The sequence below is a fragment of the Kitasatospora sp. NPDC004272 genome (assembly GCF_053603035.1).
In genome coordinates, this window is sequence record NZ_JBSGET010000163.1 from 1 (window position 1) to 17521 (window position 17521).

16 protein-coding genes and 1 pseudogene are annotated in these 17521 nt (G+C 74.1%); 14 read left to right on the top strand and 3 right to left on the bottom strand.

Going from position 1 to position 17521, the window contains the following annotated elements; translation table 11 throughout:
* Positions 1-650, top strand: a pseudogene (locus ACWEO5_RS33535) (hypothetical protein); the annotation flags it as partial.
* Between the two features lie 47 nt (positions 651-697).
* Here ACWEO5_RS33535 and ACWEO5_RS33540 read toward each other — a convergent pair.
* From ACWEO5_RS33540 to htpX, 3 genes are all read right to left on the bottom strand, one after another.
* Positions 698-1543, bottom strand: a complete 846-nt coding sequence (locus ACWEO5_RS33540) for a DUF3097 domain-containing protein (RefSeq protein ID WP_452165905.1) — start codon at positions 1541-1543, stop codon at positions 698-700.
* Positions 1544-1609: 66 nt separating this feature from the next.
* A complete protein-coding gene (gene pspAB / locus ACWEO5_RS33545) occupies positions 1610-2197 on the bottom strand; it encodes a PspA-associated protein PspAB (RefSeq protein WP_344550018.1) in 588 nt (195 codons plus the stop codon).
* 35 nt (positions 2198-2232) lie between these two features.
* Positions 2233-3153, bottom strand: coding sequence for a zinc metalloprotease HtpX (htpX, locus tag ACWEO5_RS33550; RefSeq protein WP_452165906.1), 921 nt, complete (start codon positions 3151-3153; stop codon positions 2233-2235).
* A gap of 300 nt (positions 3154-3453) precedes the next feature.
* Here htpX and hrcA point away from each other — a divergent pair, with 300 nt between their 5' ends.
* The 13 genes from hrcA (at position 3454) to ACWEO5_RS33615 (ending at position 17432) form a co-directional block, all read left to right on the top strand.
* Positions 3454-4527, top strand: a complete 1074-nt coding sequence (gene hrcA, locus ACWEO5_RS33555) for a heat-inducible transcriptional repressor HrcA (RefSeq protein WP_344550016.1) — start codon at positions 3454-3456, stop codon at positions 4525-4527.
* 80 nt (positions 4528-4607) lie between these two features.
* Positions 4608-5744 (top strand): molecular chaperone DnaJ, encoded by a 1137-nt coding sequence (dnaJ, locus tag ACWEO5_RS33560; RefSeq protein ID WP_452165907.1) that lies wholly within the window; start codon positions 4608-4610, stop codon positions 5742-5744.
* Positions 5745-5872: 128 nt separating this feature from the next.
* Positions 5873-6616 carry a 16S rRNA (uracil(1498)-N(3))-methyltransferase gene (locus ACWEO5_RS33565; protein WP_452165908.1) on the top strand — a complete coding sequence of 248 codons (744 nt, stop codon included), beginning with the start codon at positions 5873-5875 and terminating at the stop codon, positions 6614-6616.
* Positions 6617-6707: 91 nt separating this feature from the next.
* The gene (locus ACWEO5_RS33570) at positions 6708-9911 is read left to right on the top strand and encodes a S41 family peptidase (RefSeq protein WP_452165909.1); all 3204 of its coding nucleotides are present in this window, start codon (positions 6708-6710) and stop codon (positions 9909-9911) included.
* Between the two features lie 146 nt (positions 9912-10057).
* Positions 10058-10345, top strand: a complete 288-nt coding sequence (locus ACWEO5_RS33575) for a hypothetical protein (RefSeq protein ID WP_452165910.1) — start codon at positions 10058-10060, stop codon at positions 10343-10345.
* A 165-nt stretch (positions 10346-10510) separates the two neighbouring features.
* The gene (locus ACWEO5_RS33580) at positions 10511-12076 is read left to right on the top strand and encodes a hypothetical protein (protein ID WP_452165911.1); all 1566 of its coding nucleotides are present in this window, start codon (positions 10511-10513) and stop codon (positions 12074-12076) included.
* A 13-nt stretch (positions 12077-12089) separates the two neighbouring features.
* Entirely contained in the window at positions 12090-12491 is a 402-nt protein-coding gene (locus ACWEO5_RS33585; RefSeq protein WP_452165912.1) for a hypothetical protein, read from the top strand.
* A gap of 14 nt (positions 12492-12505) precedes the next feature.
* The gene (locus tag ACWEO5_RS33590) at positions 12506-12964 is read left to right on the top strand and encodes a hypothetical protein (protein ID WP_452165913.1); all 459 of its coding nucleotides are present in this window, start codon (positions 12506-12508) and stop codon (positions 12962-12964) included.
* Between the two features lie 52 nt (positions 12965-13016).
* Positions 13017-13370, top strand: a complete 354-nt coding sequence (locus ACWEO5_RS33595; RefSeq protein ID WP_344550008.1) for an HIT domain-containing protein — start codon at positions 13017-13019, stop codon at positions 13368-13370.
* 3 nt (positions 13371-13373) lie between these two features.
* A complete protein-coding gene (locus tag ACWEO5_RS33600; protein WP_452165914.1) occupies positions 13374-14291 on the top strand; it encodes a ribonuclease Z in 918 nt (305 codons plus the stop codon).
* 186 nt (positions 14292-14477) lie between these two features.
* The gene (locus ACWEO5_RS33605) at positions 14478-15581 is read left to right on the top strand and encodes a PhoH family protein (RefSeq protein ID WP_380273299.1); all 1104 of its coding nucleotides are present in this window, start codon (positions 14478-14480) and stop codon (positions 15579-15581) included.
* A 14-nt stretch (positions 15582-15595) separates the two neighbouring features.
* Positions 15596-16090: an rRNA maturation RNase YbeY gene (gene ybeY / locus ACWEO5_RS33610; protein ID WP_344550006.1), complete on the top strand. Its 495-nt coding sequence runs from the start codon at positions 15596-15598 to the stop codon at positions 16088-16090.
* Positions 16091-16103: 13 nt separating this feature from the next.
* On the top strand, positions 16104-17432 hold the full coding sequence (locus tag ACWEO5_RS33615; RefSeq protein WP_452165915.1) for a hemolysin family protein: 1329 nt from the start codon (positions 16104-16106) through the stop codon (positions 17430-17432).
* The last annotated feature ends 89 nt before the right edge of the window (positions 17433-17521 follow it).

Sequence of the window (17521 nt, forward strand, 5' to 3'; positions counted from 1 at the left end):
TGGCCGCCCTCGCGGTCGGCGCGGCGGCCGTCGCCACCGCCGTGGTGCTGCCCGCCGTGCTCGGCGGCGAGCACGGCGGCAACGCCGCGTACGCGGTCACCGAGGAGTCCGACGGCAGCTTCCTGCTCGAACTGCGCGACCCGGCCGGGCTGTCCGACATGGTCGCCGAGTTGCAGGCGCACGGCGTGAAGGCGGCCGGGCTCAAGCACGTGCAGGGCACCGCCGACGACGACTGCCCGGCCGCCCCCGAGCAGCGGTCGCTGGCCCCGGACGCGGTCCGGTTCGCCCACGACTCCCAGCACAACGGGTCGGTGATCGACCCCGCGAAGATCCCGGCCGGCGCGACGGTGCTGCTGCAGTTCTGGTCCTACGACGTCGCCGCGCCCGGCGCGTGGACCTTCAGCCCCACGGTGGTCGACACGGTGCCCGCCTGCCTGCCCGCGAACCAGGGCGTGCGGGTGGGCCGGCAGAGCCCCGCCCCGGTCCCCCCGTCGGACGCGCCCCCGTCGGGCACCCCGTCCGGCGAGGTGACCCCGGTCCCGACCGCGCCCGTCCCGTCCGGTGGCACGACCCCGGTCCCGACGCCCGTTCCCTCCGGCACCGGGATCCCGACCCCGTCCGGTAGCCCGCTCGGCTGGAGCCGGTACTAGGCCCGGTCCGGCGGTCCGGTCCGGCGGCTCGGGTCCTGAGCGGCGGCTCAGGACCCGGCCGTGCCGGGCAGGGTGACGAAGTCGATCAACTCCTCGACCCGGCCCAGCAGTTCCGGCTCCAGGTCCTTCCAGCCGTCGACCGCGGCGAGGATCCGCTTCCAGGCGGCGGGGGTGTCCACCGGCCAGCCCAGCCGGCGGCACACCCCCTCCTTCCAGACCTCGCCGCGCGGCACCGCGGGCCAGGCGGGGATGCCCAGGGCGGAGGGTTTGACGGCCTGCCAGACGTCCACGTACGGGTGGCCGACGACCAGCACGTGGTCGCCGGTCACCCGTTCGGCGATCCGGTGCTCCTTGGTGCCGGGCAGCAGGTGGTCGACCAGCACGCCCAGCCGGCGGCCGGGGCCGGGGGCGAAGGAGTCGACGATGGCGGGCAGGTCGTCCACGCCCTCCAGGTACTCCACCACCACGCCCTCGATCCGCAGGTCGTCGCCCCAGACCCGTTCGACCAGCTCGGCGTCGTGCCGGCCCTCGACGTAGATCCGCGACTCCCGGGCCACCCGGGCCCGCGCGCCCGGCACCGCCACCGAACCGGAGGCGGTGCGACCCGGGCCGCGCGGCGGGGCCGGGGCGGCCGCGGCGGGCCGCACCAGGGTCACCACCCGTCCCTCCAGCAGGAACCCGCGCGGCACCAGCGGGAACACCCGGTGCTTGCCGAAGCGGTCCTCCAGCGTGACGGTGAACCCCTCGGCGGTCCGCTCGCAGCGCACCACCGCCCCGCAGAAGCCGGTGGCCGCCTCCTCCACCACCAGGTCCCGCTCCGCCGCCACCTCCGGCGCGGGCTGCTGCCGCTTCCACGGCGGGGTCAGATCCGGCCCGTACTCCCTGCTCCGCATGGGCGGCAGTCTACGGACCGCGCCCCCGCCGGGCCGACGGCGCGGCAGGCCGCGGGCGGCCGGGGTTCAGCCCTCGATGCCCGGCGCGCCCCAGACCGGGAACCAGCGCGACAGGTCCGGCTCGACCCGCAGGTCGTCCCGGAGCAGGTTCGAGACCTCGATCTCCAGCGGGTTGTCCCGCTTCTCCTGCCCGGCGACCTTGCACATCGGGTAGAAGGTGCCGCGCTTGTACAGGTACACCAGCGCCAGCGAGCGGCCCTCGCCGTCCCGGAAGCCGACCAGCGAGCAGAGCAGCTGCGGCCCGAAGCCGCCGGCCTCCAGCTCGCTGTTGACCGCGTGCAGGTCGTTGACCAGGTCGGGCAGCTCGTCGGGGGTGTGCCGGGCGAGCAGCCAGGAGTAGCCGTAGGAGTCCCGGGACGCCTCCACCGGGATCCCGCCGCGCCCGGTGTCCGCGTCCAGCAGCGCCCGGACCTGCTGCTGCACCTCGGTGAAGGCCGCGCCCTCGACCGCGGCGAAGCAGACCGAGCCGAGGCCGGTCGGCTCGAACCCCTTGGCGGCCCGCAGGGTCAGCGCCGCCGACGGGATGCCGAACAGCTGGTCGAGGTCCGGCTTGACCGGCTTGCTCCGGCCGAACAGGGCGTCCAGGAATCCCACGCGGAAGGCTCCTCACTGGTGGTCGGTGGCCGGGCTCACTGCCCGAGTTCTTCGGAGACCTTCCGCAGCTGCGCCAGCCGCTGTTCCAGCGACGGGTGGGTGGACATCAGCTGCGAGGCCGCCTCCTTGGCGCTCAGCGCCGGGGCGAAGTAGAAGGCGTTGTACGGCTGGGACTGCCGCAGGTCCTTGGTCGGGATGGCGGCGATCTGCCCGGTCACCTTGGTCAGCGCCGAGGCCAGCGCCGCGGGCCGCCCGGTCAGCTGGGCGGCGGCCCGGTCGGCGGCCAGCTCGCGGTAGCGGGAGAGCAGCCTGGTCAGCAGGAAGCTGATCGCGTACACCACCATCGACGCCAGCGGGATCAGCACCATCGCGATCGCCGCGTTCTGGTCGTTGCTGTTGCGGTTGCCGCCGCCCATCATCCCGCCGTACAGGGCGATCCTGGTCATCGCGCCGGCCAGCACGCCGAGGAACCCGGCGACCGTCATCACCGCGACGTCCCGGTGCGCGACGTGCGACAGCTCGTGCGCCAGCACGCCCTCCAGCTCCTCCGGCTCCAGTCGGCGCAGCAGGCCGGTGGTCACGCAGACCACCGCGTTCTGCGGGTTGCGGCCGGTGGCGAAGGCGTTGGGCATGTCGTTGTCGGCGACCGCGACCCGGGGCTTGGGCATGTCGGCCAGCGCGCACAGCCGGTCCACCGCGCCGTGCAGCTGCGGGTACTGCTCGGGGGTGACCCGGTGGGCGCCCATCGCGCGTTCGGTGATCCTGTCGGAGAACCAGAACTGGGCGACGAACAGACCGCCGGAGATCAGCACCACCAGTGGCCAGGCGCCGCGCAGCAGCACGATCAGCAGGCCGGTGAAGCCCACGTAGAGCAGGCCGATCAGGAACATGGTGGTGACCATCCGACCGGTCAGGCCGCGGTCGGGGGCGAACCTGGAGTGCTGGGAAGCGGACATCGCTGCTCCTCCTCTGCCTCGCGCGGGCCGGGCCCGGCCGCTCGCCCGGCCGCCCCGCTCGCCTTCGATGCTGCCACCGGGCGGGCCCGCGGGCACCATCCGAAACGGTGGGAATTCGGTGGGAACCGGACGATCTCCGGGCGCGTCGCACCTTCTTCGGACGAGGATCACGCGGGCGCACCGTTCCTGCCGTCAGGCCCGGGCCGTACACTGGCACGTACGGTTCTGGCACTCTGCCCAGCTGAGTGCCAGGCCGGAGCGGACACCGGAACAACGGACGACGACGGAGGTGCGTGCCCCATGCCGGACGACGGCAAGCCCGACGGCCGACTCATCGACCCGCGCCCGTCCGCCCGTCCGCTGGACGAGCGGCGGCTCGCGGTGCTCCGGGCGATCGTCCAGGACTACGTGGGCACCGAGGAGCCGGTCGGCTCCAAGGCCCTGGTGGAGCGGCACAACCTCGGCGTCTCCCCGGCCACCGTCCGCAACGACATGTCCGCGCTGGAGGAGGAGGGGTACATCCACCAGCCGCACACCAGTGCGGGCCGGATCCCCACCGACAAGGGCTACCGGCTGTTCGTCGACCGGCTCGCCGAGGTCAAGCCGATGACCCCGCCGGAGCGCCGGGCGATCCGGCACTTCCTGGAGGGCGCGGTCGACCTGGACGACGTGGTGGCCCGGACGGTGCGGTTGCTCGCCCAGCTGACCCGGCAGGTCGCGGTGGTCCAGTACCCCTCGCTGACCCGCTCCACGGTGCGGCACATCGAACTGGTGTCGCTCACCCCGACCAAGCTGATGCTGGTGCTGATCACCAACACCGGCCGGGTCGAGCAGCGGATGGTCGACTGCCCCGCCCCGGTCGGCGAGGCCCTGCTGGCGGACTTGCGGGCCAAGCTCAACGGCATGGCGGGCGGCTGCCGGCTGCCCGAGGTGCCGACCGTCCTGGAGGACCTGCCGGCCGGTTTCGAGCCCGCCGACCGGCCCGCCGTCAGCACCGTGCTGACGGTCCTGTTCGAGGCGCTGGCCGAACAGAACGAGGAGCGGATCATGCTGGCGGGCACCGCCAACCTGACCCGCTTCGGCCACGACTTCCCGCTCACCATCCGCCCGGTCCTGGAGGCCCTGGAGGAGCAGGTGGTGCTGTTGCGCCTGCTGGGTGAGACGGCGGACTCGGCGATGACGGTCCGGATCGGCCACGAGATCGCGTACGAGGGGCTCAATTCCACGTCCGTGGTCTCGGTCGGTTACGGTTCGGGCGACCAGAGCGTGGCAAAGCTGGGAGTGATCGGTCCGACCCGGATGGATTACCCGGGCACAATGGGGGCGGTGCGCGCGGTGGCACGGTACGTCGGCCAGATCCTGGCGGAGTCGTAGCGGAACGGCGCAGCGGAACGGCGCAACAGGCAGCGTGCTGTCGCAGGCACTTCTAGAGGCGGAACAAACCGGAGCATTTGGTGGCCACGGACTACTACGCGGTACTCGGCGTCCGACGCGACGCGGGGCAGGACGAGATCAAGAAGGCGTTCCGGCGCCTCGCCCGTGAACTGCACCCGGACGTCAACCCGGACCCGAAGACGCAGGAGCGGTTCAAGGAGATCAACGCCGCCTACGAGGTGCTCTCCGACCCGCAGAAGCGTCAGGTCTACGACCTCGGCGGGGACCCGCTGTCGCCGGGCGGCGGCGCGGGTGGCTTCGGCGCGGGCGCGGCCGGGTTCGGCTTCTCCGACATCATGGACGCCTTCTTCGGCGCCGCGACCGGCCAGCGCGGCCCGCGCTCGCGCACCCGCCGCGGCCAGGACGCCATGATCCGGCTGGAGATCACCCTGGAGGAGGCCGCCTTCGGCACCACCAAGGAGCTCCAGGTCGACACCGCCGTCACCTGCACCACCTGCAGCGGCGAGGGCGCCGCCCCCGGCACCTCCGCGCAGACCTGCGACATGTGCCGCGGCAAGGGCGAGGTCTCCCAGGTCACCCGGTCCTTCCTGGGCCAGGTCATGACCTCCCGCCCCTGCCCGCAGTGCCAGGGCTTCGGCACCGTCGTGCCCACCCCCTGTCCCGAGTGCGCCGGCGACGGCCGGGTCCGCGCCCGCCGCACCCTCACCGTCAAGATCCCGGCCGGCGTCGACAACGGCACCCGGATCCAGCTGGCCGGCGAGGGCGAGGTCGGCCCCGGCGGCGGCCCCGCCGGCGACCTGTACGTCGAGATCGCCGAGACCAGCCACCCGACCTTCCAGCGGCGCGGCGACGACCTGCACTGCACCGTCACCATCCCGATGACCGCCGCGTCGCTCGGCACGCAGGTGCCGCTGCAGACCCTCGACGGCCTGGAGGAGGTCGACATCCGACCCGGCACCCAGTCCGGCCAGTCGATCCCGCTGCACGGCCGCGGCATCACCCACCTGCGCGGCGGCGGCCGGGGCGACCTGATAGTGCACGTCGAGGTGCAGACGCCCACCAAGCTCGACCCCGAGCAGGAGGAGCTGCTGCGGCGGCTCGCCCTGCTCCGCGGCGAGGAGCGTCCCTCCGGGCAGTTCGCGCCCGGCCAGCAGGGCCTGTTCTCCCGGTTGAAGGACGCCTTCAACGGCCGGTGAGACAGCGGTCGGCGACCGACGACCACCCGTACGACCCGGGCCGGGAGCGGTGCGGGGCCGCGTGCCCCCGCCGCTCCCGGCCCGTTCTCCCCCCGAGACGGCTCCCGCCGGAGAGGACCGCTGCACCGATGACCGCACCCGTGTTCGTCGTCGACGACCTGACGGGGACCGCGCCCGGCACGACCGTCCGCCTCGACGGCCCCGAGGGCCGGCACGCCGTCGCCGTCAAGCGCCTGGAGCCCGGCGAGGCGCTCACGCTGGCCGACGGCCGCGGCCGCGGCGCGGACGGCACCGTCGCCGCGCTGCACGGCAAGGACGCCCTCGACGTGCTGGTCACCGCCGTCCGCGAGGAACCCGCCCCCGCGCCCCGGATCACCGTCGTCCAGGCGCTCCCCAAGGGCGACCGCGGCGAACTCGCCGTCGAGACCATGACCGAGGCCGGCATCGACGTGATCGTCCCCTGGGCGGCCTCCCGCTGCATCACCCAGTGGAAGGGCGAGCGCGGCGCCAAGGCGCTCGCCAAGTGGCGGGCCACCGCGCGCGAGGCGGGCAAGCAGTCCCGGCGGCTGCGCTTCCCCGAGGTCCGGGACGCGCTGACCACCCGGCAACTGCTGCCGCTGCTCGCCGCCGCGGACTTCGCGGCCGTCCTGCACGAGGAGGGCTCGCGGCCGCTGGCCACCGCGGCGCTCCCGGCCGCGGGCGAGATCGTGCTGGTGGTCGGACCCGAGGGGGGCGTCTCCCCGGACGAGATCGCCGCCTTCGCCGAGGCCGGCGCCGCACCGCACCGCCTCGGCCCCTCCGTCCTGCGCACCTCCACCGCGGGCGTCGCGGCCGGCGCCCTCCTGCTCGGCCGCACCGGCCGCTGGGGGTAGCGGGGGACCGCCGCGCGCGCACCCGGTTCCGAACGCGGTCGGCGCAGCAGTTCTCTGACGTTCCGTGAGCTCCGCGTCCTAGGCTGGCGGGATGACGGAATCTACGCGCGGTTACCTGCGCCACCCCCACCTGCACGACGGCCTCGTGGCCTTCGTCGCCGAGGACGACGTCTGGCTGGCGCCCGTGGAGGGCGGGCGGGCCTGGCGGGTGACGGCGGACCGGGCGCCGGTGGGCGCGGTGCGGTTTTCACCGGACGGGCGCTCGCTGGCCTGGGCGTCGACCCGGGACGGGGCGCCGGAGGTGCACGTCGGATCGGTGGAGGGCGGGGCGCCGCGCCGACTGACGTACTGGGGGAGCCCGTACACCGCGCTGGTGGGGTGGAGCGCGGACGGGCGGCCGGTGGCGATCACCACCGCGGGGCAGGAGACGATCCGGCGGACCTGGGCGTTCGCGGTGCCGCTGGACGGCGGGGAGCCGTCGCGGCTGCCGTACGGGCCGATCGGCGCGCTGGCCTTCGAACCGGTGCCGGAGGGCGCCACCGGCGGGCGGGTGCTGCTGGGCACGCACAACCGGGAGGCCGCGCACTGGAAGCGCTACCGGGGCGGCCGGGCCGGGAAGCTGTGGATCGGCGCCGGCACCTTCGAGCGCCTGCACGCCGACCTGGACGGGCAGTTGGAGTGCCCGATGTGGGTCGGCGACCGGGTCGCGTTCCTCTCCGACCACGAGGGCACCGGGCGGCTGTACTCCAGCCTCCCGGACGGCTCCGACCTGCGGGCGCACGGCCCGGCGGACAGCGCCTTCTACGCCCGGCAGGCGTCCACCGACGGCACCCGGGTGGTCTGGCAGAGCGCGGGCGAGCTGTGGCTGCTGGACGGCCTGGACGGCGCCGAACCGCGCCGGCTGGACGTCCGGCCGGCCGGGCCGCGCACCCGGCGCCTCCCGCACCCGACCTCCGCCGCCGGGCAGGTGGAGACCGCCGCCCCGGACCGCACCGGCCGGGCCGCGGCCGTGGTGGTGCGCGGCACCGTGCACTGGGTCACCCACCGGGAGGGCCCGGCCCGGGTGCTGGACGAGACCCCGGGCGCCCGGGCCCGGCTGGCCCGGGTGGTCCCCGGCGAGGACGGCGCGCAGGGCGCGGTGTGGGTCACCGACGCCGAGGGCGAGGACGCGCTGGAGCACGCCCCGGCGGTGCTGGGCGCGGAGCGCCGGCGGCTGGCGGCCGGGCAGCTCGGGCGGGTGCGCGCGCTGGTGGTCTCGCCGGACGGCAAGCAGCTCGCGGTGGCCTCGCACGACGGCCGGGTGCTGCTGGTGGCGCTCAGCGACGGCGCGGTCAACGAGCTGGCGCGCAGCGGCGACGGCGAGGTCTCCGGACTGGTGTTCAGCCCGGACGCGGCGTGGCTGGCCTGGTCGCAGCCGGTGCTCGGCCCGTGGGCGCTGCGGCAGATCATGCTCGCCGACCTGACCTCGCGCACCGTCAGCGAGGCCACCCCGCAGCGCTTCCACGACTACTCGCCGGCCTTCACCGCGGACGGCAAGCACCTGGCGTTCCTCTCGGTGCGCAGCTTCGACCCGGTGTACGACCAGCACGCCTTCGACCTGTCCTTCCCCGGCGGCACCCGCCCGTACCTGCTGACGCTGGCCGCCGAGACCCCGTCGCCGTTCGGTCCGCAGCGCGGTGGGCGGCCGGTGGGCGGCGAGGAGGAGGACGCCAAGGACGGCGAGAAGGACACCGCCGCGGCGCCGACCACCCGGGTCGACCTGGAGGGCATCGCCGACCGGATCGTGCCGTTCCCGGTGGAGGCCGGGCGGTTCGGCGTGCTGCGGGCCGCCAAGGACGGGGTGCTGTGGACCAGGTACCCGCTCGGCGGCGAACTCGGCGACAGCGCCGCCTCGTTGGACGAGGAACCGGCCCGTACCGCGCTGGAGCGGTTCGACCTGGCCAAGCGCAGGGCCGAGGAACTGCTCACCGGCGTCGACACGTTCGCGGTCAGCGGCGACGGCGCCCGGCTGGCGGTGCTCGACGGCGGCTCGCTGCGGATCGTGCCCGCCGACCAGAAGGCCGGGGAGGACGAGGAGGCCGAGGTCGGCCTGGACCGGGTCCGGGTCACCGTCGACCCGGCCGCCGAGTGGCGGCAGATGTTCGACGAGAACGGCCGCCTGATGCGGGACAACTTCTGGCGCGCCGACCTGGCCGGCGTCGACTGGACGGGCGTGCTGGCCCGCTACCGGCCGTTGGTGGAGCGGGTCGGCAGCCACTCCGACCTGGTCGACCTGCTCTGGGAGACGGTCGGCGAACTCGGCACCTCGCACGCCTACGTGATGCCGCCCGGCCGGGGCACCGAGGCCGCCCGGCTGCAGGGCCTGCTCGGCGCGGACCTGGTGCGCGACGGCGAGGTGTGGCGGGTGGCCCGGGTGCTGCCCGGCGAGTCCTCCGACCCGCGGGCCCGCTCCCCGCTGGCCGCCCCCGGGGTGGCGATCCGCCCCGGCGACGCCCTGCTGGCCGTCAACGGCCGCCCGGTCGACCCGGTCACCGGCCCGGCCCCGCTGCTGGCCGGCACCGCCGACCAGCCGGTCGAACTCACCGTCAGCGGCAAGGACGGCGGCGAGCGGCACCCGGTGGTGGTGCCGCTCGACGACGAGGAGGCGCTGCGCTACCACGACTGGGTGGTCGGACGGCGGGCCGCCGTCCGCGAGCTGTCCGGCGGCCGGCTCGGCTACCTGCACGTCCCCGACATGCAGAGCGCGGGCTGGGCGCAGCTCCACCGCGACCTGCGGTCCGAGATGTCCCTGGAGGGCGTCGTCCTCGACCTGCGGGAGAACCGCGGCGGCCACACCTCCCAGCTGGTCGTCGAGAAGCTGGCCCGCCGGATCGTCGGCTGGAACCACGGCCGCGACCTGCTCCACCCCGAGCCGTACCCCAGCGACGCCCCGCGCGGCCCGGTGGTGGCGCTGGCCAACGAGTTCTCCGGCTCCGACGGCGACGTCGTCAACGCCGCGATCCAGGCCCTCGGCATCGGACCGGTGGTCGGCACCCGCACCTGGGGCGGCGTCATCGGCATCGACAGCAAGTACACGCTGGTCGACGGGACGCTGGTCACCCAGCCCAAGTACTCGTACTGGGTGGAGGGTTACGGCTGGCACCTGGAGAACCGCGGCGTCACCCCCGACGTCGAGGTGCCGATCGCCCCGCACGACTGGGCGGCCGGCCGCGACCCCCAGCTGGAGACCGCCGTCCGGCTGGCCCTGGAGACCCTGGACCGCATCCCCGCCAAGACCGCGCCCGCGGTCGACTGACCCCGCCCGGGAACCATTCGCCGACGAACGACCGGCCGCCCGTCGGGCGGCCGGTTTCCCAGTGCGTCCTTTCGGCGCCGCGTTGTTACCGCTAGGGTGCACGCAGTGACGACCGGGGGGGACCATTGGGAACACCGGATTTCGGCGTGGACCACGAGGCGCTGGAGGAGTGCGGCCGGAAGCTCGGCCGGGCCGGGGACGAGCTGGAGACGGCCGGCAGCGGGCTGGAGTGCCTGGGCGTCATCACGGCCGCCCGGGTCGGCGACTACGGCGTGGCCGACGCGGCGGACAACTTCTTCGGCTCCTGGCGGGACGAACGGCTGCTCAACGTCGAGGCCCTGTACGAACTCGCGGACAGGGTGCGGCAGAGCGCGGCGAACTACCGCGACACCGACGAGGCGGTGGCCGGCTCGCTGCACCGCACGTCGTACTGAACCGCGAGCCGGACCGCGCACCGCCCCGCACCTCGTACCGTCCTGAACCGCGCACCGCCTGGACCGCGCACCGCCCAGCACCTCGCACCGCGCCGGACCGCCGGTCGCGCCCGCACCGGCACGGAGGAAGCAGCCCGTCACCGCCGAGGGGGAGTCAGCACACCGATGAGGACGCACCGGGAACAGGTGGAATCGCTCAGCCGCGCCATCGCCGCCCTGCACGGCAAGTGGTGCGCCGCCGACTTGAAACACGCGGTGGACGAGGCCGCCCGGCTCCCCGGGCCCGCGGGCAGCCCGGACGCCGTCGACAGCCTGGGGCGGGCCTGCGTCGACGCCGCCGCCCGGATCTCCGAGGTCCGGCTGGTGGTGGCGAACATCGGCTCCCGCGAACTCCCGGACGCCTGGACCGGCCGGGTCGGCGAGACCGCGGCCGAGGTGGTCAGGGCGTCCGGGGACGACCTGGAGCGGATGGCCGAGGCGTACCGGCTGGCCGGACGGCAGCTGCTCGAACTGTGCGACGTGCTCGACCGGGCGAGGACCCGGCACGACGGCGCCCGCGGCCCGCTGTTCCACGCCTCCGGCATGCTGGCCCACCTCACCACCGAGGAGGGCCTGCCCAACCCCGTCACCTGGGACGACGAGCAGCTGCACCAGGCCGAGGAGGCCGCCCGGGAGGGCATCGCCGCGATGCTGGACGCCGCCCGGCAGGCCGAGGAGGCCGGGCACCGCGCCGCCGCCGAACTCAACCGCCTCGCCGCCGGGGCCGAGGCCGCCCGGCTCCGGGCCGGGGGACTGACCGCCGCCGACCGCCTGGTGCTCACCGACACCACCGCGCTCGGCGACCTCCGGCGGATCCTCGGCCCCGAGGACGCCACCCGGGCCGGCCAGTGCCTCGACCGCCTCGCCCCCGCCGACCGGCAGCGGATGGACCGCCTGCTGGCCGACTCCGGCTCGCCCCAGGAGCGCGCCTACCTGATGAAGGCGCTGGCCGCGGGCCACGGCGTCGACGAGGTCGCCGCCTTCGACCGGCAGATCCACGACCACGGCTCCGACCCGCACTGGCTGGGCGACCGGCTCAGCCCGCTCAAGCTCGACTCGGCCGCCCCCACCGCCGGCATCGAGTACCGCCGGTCGGTCGGCGAGCCGGGCGCGCTGTGGGCGCAGCCGGAGAAGGCGCCCACCTGCGTCGCCGCCTCCACCGTCACGATGCGGGCGATGGCCGACCCGCTCTACGCCCTGCAGCTCACCACCGGCGGCCACCCCGGCGACCCGAAGTACGACAGCCCGGGGGCGTTCTCGCAGCGGCTGACCGCCGAGCAGAACCGGGTGTACCGGGACGGCCGGGACTGGTACCAGGACCTGCCGCTGGTCGGGCAGGACGGCATGAGCGACGGCCAGGCCCGGGACGTGATGAACGACGAGGTCGGGGCGTCCACCGGCACCGAGTACCGCAACGTCCCGCTCGGCGGCCAGGACGCCCGGCGGGACGTGCTGGTCGACGTCGAGAAGGCGGTGGACCTGGGCCGGCCCGTCCCGGTGACCATCCGCGGCGGGGACGACGGGCACCAGCTGATGATCATCGGGCACAGCGGCGACAGGCTCCAGGTCTACAACCCGTGGGGCTACACCGTCTGGATCACCGAGGACGACTTCGTCAACGACCGCATGGGCAACACGCTCGACCAGACCTCCAAGATGAACACCGCCACCAGCGTCCGCCTACCGAAGTGAGCAGAGCGCACCGATGACCACCCCCGCACCCCCGCCCGGCCGCACCGACGCGGAACTCGCCGCCCTGGACGTGCCCGCCCTGCTGCGCTTCGGCCTGCCCGCCGACGGTCCGCACCGGCAGGCGCTGTTCGCCGACGGGGCGGTGGCCGCCGCGCTGCTGGCCGAGCGGTGCGAGGTGCCGCCGTACGCCGTCGCCTACCTGGCCGAGGTGGTCCGGGCCGCCGGGCTCCGGGCCGCCGCCGGACTGCCGGAACCGCTGGTCGGCCCCGGCGCGGCCGAACTGGCCGGGGACTGGCTGCACGCGGCCGGCGCGGTGCTGGACGCCGGCGACGTGGACGCCGGGGCCCTGGTGGCCGACTGGCTCGCGGCGGTCGCCGCGCTGCTCGAACTGCGCCGCGCGGGCCGCGGCCGGTGAGGGGTGCGCGGGGCGTGCCGGGCCGGCGCGGGACGGGGCCGGCCGGGGCGGCCGGGGCGGCCCGGGCGGTCAGGGGGCGGATCGCCTGGGCGGCGGTGCTGGTGGTGCTGGTGGCGCCGCTCTGGGGGCCGCGCTGGCAGACCAACCACGGGAAGGTCTTCGTCGCGGAGGCGCGGGAGATCTCGGTGCGGCCGGGGCAGGTGTTCTCGCTGTACTGGAAGCTCGCCGTGCAGCCGGGGATGGAGCACCGGCCGGTCGACCCCCCGTTCGACCCGGCGGTGCTGGCCTTCACCGGCGCCGACCGGGTCCGCGGCAACCCCGCGTACATGGGCGACGGCGGGGAGCTCTACCTGGTGTTCCGGGCCGAGGGCCGGGGCACCACCGAGCTGACGGTCGACAACTGCTGGTCCTCCTGCGAGGGGTTCATCGGGAACTACCGCGAACGCCGGACCTACCTGATCACGGTGCGCTGACCGCTGTAAGGTCGTGGCACCAGTGACGGATCCTCGGGAAGGAACGCGGGAGATGGCCGGCGAGCCGCAGGCGGACTGTGTGTTCTGCAAGATCGTGTCGGGGGACGTCCCGGCGACCGTGGTGCGCAGGACCGACCGGACGCTGACGTTCCGGGACATCAACCCGCAGGCCCCCACCCACCTGCTGGTGATCCCGCGGGTGCACCACGCCGACGCGGCCGAACTGGCCGCCGCCGAACCGGAGGTGGCGGCCGAGCTGCTCACCGAGGCGGGCGGGGCGGCGGCCGGCGAGGGCCTGGAGTCGTACCGGCTGATCTTCAACACCGGTGCGGGCGCCGGGCAGACGGTCTTCCACGCGCACGTGCACGTGCTGGGCGGCAAGCCGCTCACCGAGGGACTGGTCTGAGCGTTGTCGCAGCGCGAACTCGTCGTCCTCGGCACCGCCAGCCAGGTCCCGACCAGGCACCGCAACCACAACGGGTACCTGCTGCGCTGGGACGGTGAGGGGCTGCTGTTCGACCCGGGGGAGGGCACCCAGCGGCAGATGCTGCACGCCGGGGTGAGCGCCACCGGGATCACCCGGATCGCGGTCTCGCACTTCCACGGCGACCACTGCCTGGGGTTGCCCGGCATCGTGCAGCGGATCAACCTGGACCGGGTGCCGCACCCGGTGGACGCCTACTACCCGGCCTCCGGGCAGGAGTTCTTCGACCGGCTGCGGCACGCCAGCGCCTACCACGCGACGGCCGAGATCCGGGAGCGCCCGGTCACCGCCGCGGGCCCGCTGGAGGCGCCGGGCGCCCCGTTCGCGCTCGGCGCGGTGCGGCTCTCCCACCCGGTGGAGTCGTTCGGCTACCGGCTGACCGAACCGGACGGCTTCCGGCTGCGGCCCGAGAAGCTGCGCGAACTCGGCCTGCGCGGGCCCGCGGTGGGCGTGCTGCAGCGCGAGGGGCGGGTCGAGCTGGACGGCCGGACGGTCACCGCCGAACAGGTCGGGGAGGTCCGGCCGGGCCAGCGGTTCGCCTTCGTGATGGACACCCGGCTCTGCGACGGGGTGCACGAACTCGCTGAGGGCGCCGACCTGTTGGCCATCGAGGCGACCTTCATCGACCGGGACGCCGGGCTCGCCGAGGAGCACGGCCACCTCACCGCCGCCCAGGCCGCCCGGGTGGCCGCCGGGGCCGGGGTGCGCACGCTGGTGCTCACGCACTTCTCGCAGCGCTACCCCGACCCGGCCGGCCACCTCGCCGAGGCCCGGGCGCACTTCGACGGAGAGATCGTGGTCGCCGAGGACCTGGCGAGGATCCCCGTCCCGCCGCGCCGTTGACCGCCACCGGGCCGCGCGGCCGGGGCCGGACGTGCGGAAAACCGTTCGCGCATCGGGGCGGCAGACCCCACCATCGAAGCCGCCGCGCCGCTCCGGCGAACACCCGCGCGGCGTACCCTGGTGACCCGGAGAGCCCGAGCCACACGACACGACGGATTGGGATGAGGCAGGCCGCAGCGCCGACCCATGACTGACACACCGCAGACCCGAACCGACGGACAGCGGCGCCCCGACGAGGCGTCCACCAGCACCCGGATCGTCATTCCGGAGAAGCACCCGATGGTCACCCTGCTGGGCGCGGCCGACTCGCTCCTGCGAGTGATCGAGGACGGCTTCCCGGGCGCCGACATCCACGTCCGCGGAAACGAGGTGACGGCCACCGGCTCGCCCGCCGAGGTCGCGCTCGTCAAGCAGCTCTTCACCGAGATGATGCTGGTGCTGCGCACCGGCCAACCCCTGACGGAGGACGCCGTGGAGCGCTCCATCACCATGCTCAGGAGTGCCGCCGAGGACCCGGCCCACCCGGCCCCGTCCGAGGTGTTCACGGCGAACATCCTGTCCAACCGGGGCCGCACCATCCGCCCCAAGACGCTCAACCAGCAGCGCTACGTCGAGGCGATCGACAAGCACACCATCGTCTTCGGCCTCGGTCCGGCCGGCACCGGCAAGACCTACCTGGCGATGGCCAAGGCCGTGCAGGCCCTGCAGGCCAAGGAGGTCAACCGGATCATCCTGACCCGGCCGGCCGTCGAGGCGGGGGAGCGGCTGGGCTTCCTGCCCGGCACCCTCTACGAGAAGATCGACCCGTACCTGCGCCCGCTGTACGACGCGCTGCACGACATGATGGACCCCGACTCGATCCCGCGGCTGATGGCGGCCGGGACGATCGAGGTGGCCCCGCTCGCGTACATGCGCGGCCGCACCCTGAACGACGCCTTCATCATCCTCGACGAGGCGCAGAACACCTCGCCCGAGCAGATGAAGATGTTCCTGACCCGCCTGGGCTTCAACTCCCGGGTGGTCGTGACCGGCGACACCAGCCAGATCGACCTGCCGGGCGGCACCCGCTCCGGCCTCAAGGTCGTCCAGGAGATCCTCGCCGACGTGCCGGACATCCACTTCTCGGTGCTGACCAGCACCGACGTGGTGCGGCACAAGCTGGTCGGCCGCATCGTTGATGCGTACGAACGCTGGGACGCCCGGCAGGAGTCCGAGGAGTCCGGCGACCGCAAACCCGTCCAACGGCGGGGCGCCCGGGCGCCCCGGCAGTCCCATCGCACCGAAAGCTGAGTACTGAGCCCTCCATGTCGATCGACATCGCCAACGAGTCCGGGTGGGACGTCGACGAGGAGTCCATCCTCGACGTCGCCCGCTACGCCCTCGACAAGATGCGGATCCATCCGCAGTCCGAGCTCTCCGTGATCCTCTACGACAGTGAGTCGATGGCGGAGCTGCACGTCCAGTGGATGGACCTGCCGGGACCGACCGACGTGATGTCCTTCCCGATGGACGAGCTGCGTCCGGGCAAGGAGGGCGAGGACCTCCCGGAGGGCCTGCTCGGCGACATCGTGCTCTGCCCCGAGGTGGCGAAGCAGCAGGGCCTCGCCGCCCCCACCGGGCACTCGATGGACGAGGAGCTGCAACTGCTCACCGTCCACGGGGTGCTGCACGTGCTCGGCTACGACCACGAGGAGCCCGACGAGGAGCGCGAGATGTTCGCGCTGCAGAAGCGGATCCTGGACGACTGGCGGGCCGGCCGCGGCCTGTCCGGCCTGTCGCCCGCGCCGACCGTCCACTGAGGGCCGGCCCGCTGTGAGTGGTGAGAGTACGAGCTTCCTGATCGGCGCGCTGCTGCTGGTCGGCCTCGGCTGGCTGGCGGCGTGCGCCGAGGCGGGCATCTCCCGGATGTCCCGCTTCCGGGCCGAGGAGGCGGTCCGCTCCGGGCGGCGCGGCTCCGACCGGCTGCTGACCCTGGCCTCGGACAACATCCGCTACCTGAACCTGGCGACGCTGATCCGGGTCGCCAGCGAGATGGGCGCCGCGGTGCTGGTCACCGTGGTGTGCGTGCGCAACTTCCAGCAGACCTGGCAGGCCGTGCTGGTGGCGTTCGGCGTGATGGTGCTGGTGTCCTTCGTGGCGGTCGGGGTCTCCCCGCGCACGATCGGCCGCCAGCACCCGCTGAGCACCGTCACCGCCGCCTCCTACGTGCTGCTGCCGCTGGCCCGGATCCTCGGGCCGATCCCGCGGCTGCTGATCCTGCTGGGCAACGCGCTGACGCCCGGCAAGGGCTACAAGGAGGGCCCGTTCGCCTCCGAGGCCGAACTGCGGGCGCTGGTCGACCTCGCCGAGAAGGACGACCTGATCGAGGACGAGGAGCGCCGGATGGTGCACTCGGTCTTCGAACTGGGCGACACCATCGTGCGCGAGGTGATGGTGCCGCGCACCGACCTGGTGATGATCGAGCGGCACAAGACCGTCCGGCAGACCCTCACGCTGGCGCTGCGCTCGGGCTTCTCGCGGATCCCGGTGGTCGGCGACAACGAGGACGACGTGGTCGGCATCGTCTACCTCAAGGACCTGGTGCGCCGCACCCACATCAACCGGGACGCCGAGTCCGACCAGGTCGACTCGGTGATGCGCCCGGCGGTGTTCGTCCCCGACTCCAAGCCCGCCGCGGACCTGCTGCGCGAGATGCAGCAGATGCGCTCGCACGTCGCCATCGTCATCGACGAGTACGGCGGCACCGCCGGACTGGTCACCATCGAGGACATCCTGGAGGAGATCGTCGGCGAGATCACCGACGAGTACGACCGGGAGATCGCCCCGGTCGAGGACCTCGGCGACGGCTCGTACCGGATCACCGCCCGGCTCACCGTGGAGGACCTCGGCGAGCTGTTCGGGATCGAACTGGACGACGAGGACGTGGAGACCGTCGGCGGGCTGCTGGCCAAGTGCCTCGGCCGGGTGCCGATCCCCGGCTCCTCCTGCGAGGTGCCGGTGCCGGAGGGCAGCGGACTGGCCGCGATCGGCCTGACCGCGGAGAGCTCGGCGGGCCGGCGCAACCGGATCGGCACCGTGGTGGCCACTCCGGTGCGGGTCGCGGAGGAGAGCGAGGAGCAGGCCGAGGAGGCCGCTTCCTGACAGTGAGGATGTTCATGAGCGGTTCCCGGGCAGGTCTGACCCACCTCCTGACTGACCTCGGGTCCTCAACGGGATTTGTCGGCTTCGTT